This is a genomic window from Pseudomonas sp. CJQ_9 (genome assembly GCF_043106615.1).
Lineage (GTDB): Bacteria > Pseudomonadota > Gammaproteobacteria > Pseudomonadales > Pseudomonadaceae > Aquipseudomonas > Aquipseudomonas juntendi.
In genome coordinates this window covers 1-7064 of the sequence record NZ_JBICMS010000034.1, presented here as the reverse complement: position 1 = coordinate 7064, position 7064 = coordinate 1, and the positions used below count along the sequence as shown (strand labels likewise).

The following is a 7064-nucleotide window of genomic DNA, read 5'->3' as shown; positions in this document are numbered from 1 at the left end:
CTATGCTTTTTCATGGTCTCGCCCTCGCTGCCGTTGGCTTCTTCGAACGCCACCGTGGCACTGTGATGCCTCGGCGGGGGCGAGTCCATCGATTACAAGCGACCGCGCAAGCCCGGGAAAGCGGAGTCAGGCTGTTTCTGTGAAGTCCACCAGGCGCACCGGGGGCCGGAAGGGTACAAGTACCGAGCCTGGCGACTTGGGTTGCAGCAGCACCGCCTGTTGCGCGACCGTTTGCGCACACAGGGCGTACTCCGCGGCCTGAATGAGCGTGTCTACTAAGGAATGGTAAGTGTGGGGTGGATCAGGGACGAGGTTAAGCATGCTGGATGACCTCTGATGCCACCACCGGCCTGCTGTTAAACAAGAGGGAGGCTATGTACATGGGTTGACAGACCGGTAGTCAACCAAAACCCGGTGCACATGAGTGCCCTGTGCACAGCTGCCATAACGGCAAAAGCCATGTGGTTGAAGAGTGCGGCCTGTCAAAGCCGGTCGCTGATTCCGCATTGACCGCCTGAGACTAGAACCTCCGTAGACGACCATGGATGAAATCGTGAACGCTCGGGACAATCGGTAGCTGGGCTGTAGAAGATAAAGAAAAATTCTGTCTATTTTTTGCTCAGGGTCGGGTGGCCGGCAGTGCTTGTTTAGTAGTTCTTCAGGTCTCGTATGCGCCGTTGAATTATTTGTGCGCCTGTGTAGATCACTTCGTCGATCATGTAAAGCTTGCCTACTTTGTATCGCCTTGCGGTGTTCATTGTTAATTCGCTTTTTACGCGTCCGTGGTTTTGACTTATAAGGCTTTCATTTACTGAATACACCGTGATTTCAAAATCGTTACCTTCAAATGGGCTGAGGTTGGCGCGTCGCTTTGCAGCTGCGGCCCATGATTCAGTGCGAATTGCGGGATCTATCTTTTCAATTGCGCTGAAATCGGCAAATCCGATAGTGTTGCCCGAGCTGGAATTTACGGAAAGTCGCTTTACTGAAGTGGGTGGGGTAAGAGAAATCATAGAACGCGTACCAACGCTCTCGGCGCGGTATGAAGTGCGCGGTGTAGACTCTTCCCAGTTAATTTTCATCCCGCTGGCAGAGTCAAAGAGCCGGCCAGCTATAGATGGATCGGCGGTTGTGGGAGACTGCCGTGGGCGCCTCAGGCCAAGCATATTGCCTAACCCTTTGAGCATCCTGATGAAAATGCCGCTATGCCCGCTTGGGTCGGTGATATTTACTGGGTCGCCATAGCAATAAGTATAAGCGTTCCATCCACCTAGCCCAAATGGACTGATATTATCAGGGCTGTTGAAGCGACGAAGCGTTGAGCTGAACGCTCTGTAGCCGGCGCCTAATACATAATTTCGACATATGGGGTCAAAATATTCGCCATTGAATCCTTTTAGCGTGTTGATGGACGGAAGCGTTGAAGCATATCCATAGGTCGTATAGTTGTGCAGTTCGCGATCAGAGGTACTGTGCTCACGTATTACAGAGCCATTTTCGTCGACTGCAAGTATGTGAACGCCATGAGCGTTGTGCTCAGCAAGGCATCGTTTTGAAACGGAAAATAATCTGCGAGAGTTAATTTCCGTTATCACATTTACAATTTGATTTTCTCTGTAGAAAAGAACGCTTGTCGATTTTTTTCTCATGACAGAGTCCGTGTGGTTGAGCAGTTCTGAAGCTGGAGTATTGGGTACTCTCAAATTATTGGCTACTGACAAAAATGACAGGTAGATTTCGCCGGGAGGCGGCATTGAATGGCCAGCAGACCATCTGCCTGGAACAAACCCTTCCCGCTCTAGTCAAACACCTCGTTTCCCAGGCCATCCCGGCCCACGAGAGTCCCTCCCAATGAAAGCATTCACCCTGTTAACCCTGGCCGCAAGCCCGGTGTTCGCCTTCAACCTCGGCGACGCCGCCAACGCCGTATCCGCCAGGACTATGGCCAGCTGACCAAGGCGGTACCGGGCCTGGACCTGTTGTCGGGTGCCAATGCCCTGGGCGGGCTAAGTGGCTTGGGGGATTTGCTGGGCAGCAACAAGGGTAGCCCGTGGGCCTTGGACAAGGCGTTGGGTAACGACGTGCAGAACCGCAGCGACCTGGACAATGCCTTCAAGGCCCTGGGCATGGATACCGGAATGATCGGGCAGTTCGCGCCTTTGTTGCTGCAGTACCTGGGGCAGCAGGGGATTGCTGGCTCGTTGCTGCAGAACCTGGGGAGTTTGTGGACGACGCCAGCGCCGTTGGCTCAGCCTTCGGTCTGATGGCTCTTTAGCGCCAGGGCTGGCATCGCAGCCGTTGAAAGCTGGCGCTGCCCTGTAGGAGCGGCCTTGTGTCGCGAAGGGCTGCGCAGCGGCCCCGGCAATCTTCGGCGCGAAGCTGAAATCCCGGGGCCGCTTCGCGCCCCTTTCGCGACACAAGGCCGCTCCTACAGGTACAGCGCAAGCCCGGGAAAGCGGAGTCAAGCCCAGGACGGCGGAGTCAGGCTGTTTTCTGTGAAGTCCACCAGGCGCACCGGGCGGCGGAAGCCGGCGGTCAGTACCGCCAGGCAGGCAAGGCCCAGTGCAAACCAGCACAGGCCGATCACCAGCGTCAGCGCCGACAGGCTGGTCCACAGCCACAGAGCCAGCTCAGGCAACGCAAGGCTTGAAGCCCTTAATGCAACGTCCGCGGCTCAAAAGGCAACTGGACCTGGATCAAGGATGCCTCAAGCAGCGCTCGCAACGCCTCGAGTTCATGCATCGTCGCCATGATCAGTACCGAGCCTGGCGACTTGGGCTGCAGCAGCACCGCCTGCTGCGCGACCGTTTGCGCGCACAGGGCGTACTCCGCGGCCTGGATGAGTGTGTCTTCTAGGGAATGGTAAGTGTGGGGTGGATCGGGGACGATCTTAAGCATGCTGGATGACCTCTAAGTGATGCCACCACCGGTCTGCTGTCAAACAAGAAGGAGGCAGCTGGACATGGGTTGACAGACCGGTAGGTCAACCAAAACCCGGCGCACATGAGTGCCCCATGCACAGCTGCCATAACGGCAAAAGCCATGTGGTTGACGAGTGCGGCCTGTCAAAGCCGGTCGCTGATTTCGCAGCGACCGCCCGAGACTAGAGCCCAGCCCAGATCATCCCGTTCCAGCCCTGGAAAGTCACTACTCAGTTGAATAAGGCCCTCCTGACGGCGGAAACTTGATGGGGTAAGCTCTCAAAAAACTCTCCAATCCACTCCGGCTCTTCGGTTTCATCCCTCCTAGCCTGCCGCCGTGCTTTTAAAGCCTCGGCTAAGCGCTCCTTTAGCTCAGCCCCCTGTTCTCGCCCAACAGACTTGTTTATGTAGCTGGGAAGTTTTTCTTGCTGCTTTCTATAGAGCTTATCGCGATTTTCTTTGGCAGGTGCTAACTTTGCTTGGTATTTTCTAAGACTCTTTTCGTATTTATCGGGATTTTCTTCCATATTCACAGCGTCTTTGAGTAGTTTATGAGGTTTGTATTGGTATTCATTTTCAATATAGTTTACTTTTCTCTGTGCCTTGTTGGTCTCATTTACCAAATTTTTAATTTTTGAATTGTAGTATTTGGATTCTGACTTAATATTCCTGAACTTGGGCGAGAGACGCCTAAATATTCTGTATGCTATATGACCCGAATTATCTGTATGGTTTGTGGGGTCGCCAAAGCAGTAGCTATAAGCGTTCAAACCACCACTGGCAAAGGGACTAAAAGAGTCTGGGCTACAAAACCGCTGTAGTTGCGGACTGAACAGCCGATAGCTACCTAATAGGTAGCATAAGGTCCGCGGGTCACGCCATTGACCGTTGAAGGCCAATAGCACGGCGTCTTCCGAGGTATCCAGATGGCCGTAAGGTGAGTACGTCATGACCCTGTCGAGTAGGCCCAAGACAGAATTGGCGCGATCGCTCGTCAATAGTTTTGTCGCCTGCGCTCTTTCGAGTTGCGCCAAAGCTGTATCTTGCACGCGGACAATATGACGGTGCCCGTGCGGAGATACTGTAGTGTTTAAATGACCATTTTGATAGAAGAGTAAAGAATTGTCATTTGACAATTTTTTCAAGCGCAGGCCGGTCGCTTCGCAAGCTGGTTCGGTTCTTCCGTTTGTTTTGTGCGACATAATATTCACCCAACAGTTGTCGGAGTGCTTGATGCTGCGCGAAGCATTGCATAACCACAACTGGTAGTTTTGCTAGTTATCAGACGGTGGGAGCAAGCCCAATGAGCGCCAGTCAGATCTCTCGTTTTCCAGGCCATTCTGCTCAACGAGGCCCCTCTCGGAAAATCAGCAACAGCAAGGCCAGGTACAGGCGCCCCAGGCCCAGGCCGATTTGCTCAACACCCTGGGCAGTCAGTTGAACATTACCCCCGAGCAGGCCGTGGGCGGGGCGGGGGCGATGTTGGGGCTGGCACGTAACAGCCTGAGCAGTGAGGACTATGGCCAGCTGACCAAGGCGGTACCGGGCCTGGACCTGTTGTCGGGCGCCAATGCCCTGGGCGGGCTAAGTGGTTTGGGGATTTGCTGGGCAGCAACAAGGGTAGCCAGTCGGCCTTGGACAAGGCGTTGGGTAGCGACGTGCAGAACCGTAGCGACCTGGACAATGCCTTCAAGGCACTGGGCATGGATACCGGAATGATCGGGCAGTTCGCGCCGTTGCTGCTGCACTACCTGGGGCAGCAGGGGATTGCTGGTTCGTTGCTGCAGAACCTGGGGAGTTTGTGGACGACGCCAGCGCCGTTGGCTCAGCCTTCGGTCTGATGGTTCGTAAGCGCTCCATAAACCCCACCTAACCAAAGATGGGCAGCGCACCTAGCTGTGTATTTGAGGTGTGCAATTCCATGGGAGTAGCGCTTCGTAGTCTTCCACTGAGCACGCCTGCGGCAGGCGTTCCAGTGCGTGGCGCAGCCACGCATAGGGTTCTTGGCCGTTGGCTTTGGCCGTTTCTACCAAGCTGTAAAGTTGTGCGCTGGCAGTGGCACCTTTGGGCGTGTCACTGAACAACCAGTTCTTTCTCCCGATGACAAACGGGCGGATCGCACGCTCGGCCGCGTTGTTGTCCATCGGCAAGTAACCGTGCTCGACGTAGCGTTCCAATTTGCTCCAGTTGCTGGCCAAGTAACCGATGGCCTTGCCCAAGGCATTCTGCGTCGTGACCTGAGGTTGCGTTTTCTCTACCCAGTTTTTCAGCTGGGTCAGCAATGGCAGGCTGCTCTCCATGCGGGCAACCTTACGATCTTCGTCGTCACTGTCCTTCAAGTCGCGCTCGACGCCATAGAGCTTATTGATCAGGTTCAATGCGATGTCAGCGCGTCCTGTTTTGCCCTTGGGCTGTACTTTCTGCGCTTCGACGAACTTGCGCCGCGCGTGCGCCCAGCAGCCCAATCGCTCCAGCCCGTCCTGTGCAGCCTGCGCGTTGTAACCGGCGTAGTCGTCGGTCATGACATAGCCGCGATAACCGTCCAGCAGGCGCACCGGCACCTCCTGCGCTCGGCTGGTGGCGTAGTCGAAAAGGATCACTGGCCGATCAGGTGGGCCGCCGGTTTGTACCCACATCCAGGACTGACTGCTGGGCTCACGCCCCGGCTCTTTCAACACCTGCACACGTGTTTCATCACAGTGGATGATCCGACTGTTCAACAGGCTTTCGCGCATCAGATTCAGCAGCGGCTGAAAGTGCTCGCTGCATTGAATCACCCAGCGTGCCAGGGTTTGGCGCGGGATATCGATACCGTGACGCCCCAGCACTTTTTTCGAAGCGGTGAAGCGGCAAGCCGTCTACGTATTTGGTGGTCAGCAGCATGGCCAGCACACTCGGGCTGGTCATGCTTTTCTCGATCATCTGGGCGGGCTTGTCCGCCGTTACGGGCGCTGACTCGCAGTCCCGGCAGCCGTACACCTTGCGAACATGTTTGATGACGCGAATCTGCATCGGGACGATTTCAAGCTGTTCGCTGACTTCTTCGCCGATGGCATGTTTACGGCAGCCACAAGCGCAGGTCAGTTCATGCTCGGGCAGTTCGTGGACAACTTCGATACGCGGCAAATCAGCTGGCAGCGGCTTGCGCTTGCCACGGCGTTTGGTCGGCGCAACGACTTCTTCGTCGTCAGCTTCATCCAAGGGCTCGGCCAGACTTTCCGCTTCGTCGAAGAGTGGCAACTGTGGTGTCGCCGCATCGCCAGTCTGCTCGGTCTTGCGCCCGAACAAGCGCTGGCGCAATAGCGCAACTTCCTCTTCGAGATGAACGATCTTGCCCTTGTCGGACGCGCGCTCGTTGATCATCTGCTCAAGCAGTTGCTTGAGCAGAACAGGATCGTCAGGGAGGTTTTCGGGCATGGAAATCATGCCGCGGATTATACCGAATCAGGCGGCGTATCGAGGCGTCAAAACCTGATGCGGACGGTTGCGCCAGAGGTCGAAGCCATCGAGCAGCCAGTTCAGTTCCTGAACGGTCAGGACAATGGCGACGTCAGTCGGATCAGGTGAAGTTTTGAACCGTTCGGACTCCAGGCGTTTGAGCCAGAGGCAGAAGCCGTTGCGTCCCCAATACAGGATCTTCACGCGGTTGCGCGGCTTGTTGAGGAAGACGAAAAGCACTGGGTCGAACACCGCCACCTTGATATCGAGTTCGACCAGCGCGGCCAGGCCATCGATGGATTTTCGAAAGTCGACAGGCTTGGGGTAGAGGTACACTTTTTCGACTTTGGCGTCGGGTCGCATCATGGTCGGCGAGCTCCAGAAAGAAATCGGGAGCACAGCATCGGGGATCAGGTAAGCGCTTTGAATGTGGGGTTCATGGAGCGCTTACGGGCAACTGACCAAGGCAGTGCCGGGACTGGACTTACTGGCCGGCGCCAATGCGATGGGCGGCTTGAGTGGGTTGGGCGAAATGCTCGGCAAGAACAGCGAGAGCCAGTCGGCATTGAGCAATGCACTGGGCAACAACGTGGAAAGCCGCAGCGACCTGGACAATGCCTTCAAGGCGCTGGGCATGGATACCGGGATGATCGGGCAGTTCGCGCCGTTGCTGCTGCAGTACCTGGGGCAGCAGGGGATTGCCGG

4 protein-coding genes and 5 pseudogenes are annotated in these 7064 nt (G+C 55.8%); 3 read left to right on the top strand and 6 right to left on the bottom strand.

Annotation, left to right across the window (positions count from 1 at the left end; translation table 11 throughout):
* Positions 1-647: 647 nt before the first annotated feature.
* Positions 648-1649: an RHS repeat-associated core domain-containing protein gene (locus ACF8SD_RS05645; protein WP_392483400.1), complete on the bottom strand. Its 1002-nt coding sequence runs from the start codon at positions 1647-1649 to the stop codon at positions 648-650.
* Positions 1650-1851: 202 nt separating this feature from the next.
* Here ACF8SD_RS05645 and ACF8SD_RS05640 point away from each other — a divergent pair.
* Positions 1852-2264 (top strand): annotated as a pseudogene (locus ACF8SD_RS05640) (DUF2780 domain-containing protein).
* A gap of 197 nt (positions 2265-2461) precedes the next feature.
* Here ACF8SD_RS05640 and ACF8SD_RS05635 read toward each other — a convergent pair.
* From ACF8SD_RS05635 to ACF8SD_RS05625, 3 genes and pseudogenes are all read right to left on the bottom strand, one after another.
* Positions 2462-2629: pseudogene (locus ACF8SD_RS05635) on the bottom strand (hypothetical protein); the annotation flags it as partial.
* Between the two features lie 26 nt (positions 2630-2655).
* Positions 2656-2898 (bottom strand): hypothetical protein, encoded by a 243-nt coding sequence (locus ACF8SD_RS05630; RefSeq protein ID WP_173887349.1) that lies wholly within the window; start codon positions 2896-2898, stop codon positions 2656-2658.
* A 253-nt stretch (positions 2899-3151) separates the two neighbouring features.
* Positions 3152-4123, bottom strand: a complete 972-nt coding sequence (locus ACF8SD_RS05625) for an RHS repeat-associated core domain-containing protein (protein ID WP_392483399.1) — start codon at positions 4121-4123, stop codon at positions 3152-3154.
* Positions 4124-4283: 160 nt separating this feature from the next.
* On the opposite strand from ACF8SD_RS05625, the pseudogene ACF8SD_RS05620 reads away from it, so the two are divergent.
* Positions 4284-4762: pseudogene (locus tag ACF8SD_RS05620) on the top strand (DUF2780 domain-containing protein); the annotation flags it as partial.
* A gap of 51 nt (positions 4763-4813) precedes the next feature.
* Here ACF8SD_RS05620 and ACF8SD_RS05615 read toward each other — a convergent pair.
* Together ACF8SD_RS05615 and tnpB are read right to left on the bottom strand one after the other, a co-directional pair.
* Positions 4814-6347, bottom strand: a pseudogene (locus ACF8SD_RS05615) (IS66-like element ISPpu13 family transposase).
* Between the two features lie 18 nt (positions 6348-6365).
* Positions 6366-6725: an IS66 family insertion sequence element accessory protein TnpB gene (gene tnpB, locus ACF8SD_RS05610; protein ID WP_392483398.1), complete on the bottom strand. Its 360-nt coding sequence runs from the start codon at positions 6723-6725 to the stop codon at positions 6366-6368.
* A gap of 82 nt (positions 6726-6807) precedes the next feature.
* Here tnpB and ACF8SD_RS05605 point away from each other — a divergent pair.
* Positions 6808-7064: pseudogene (locus ACF8SD_RS05605) on the top strand (DUF2780 domain-containing protein); the annotation flags it as partial.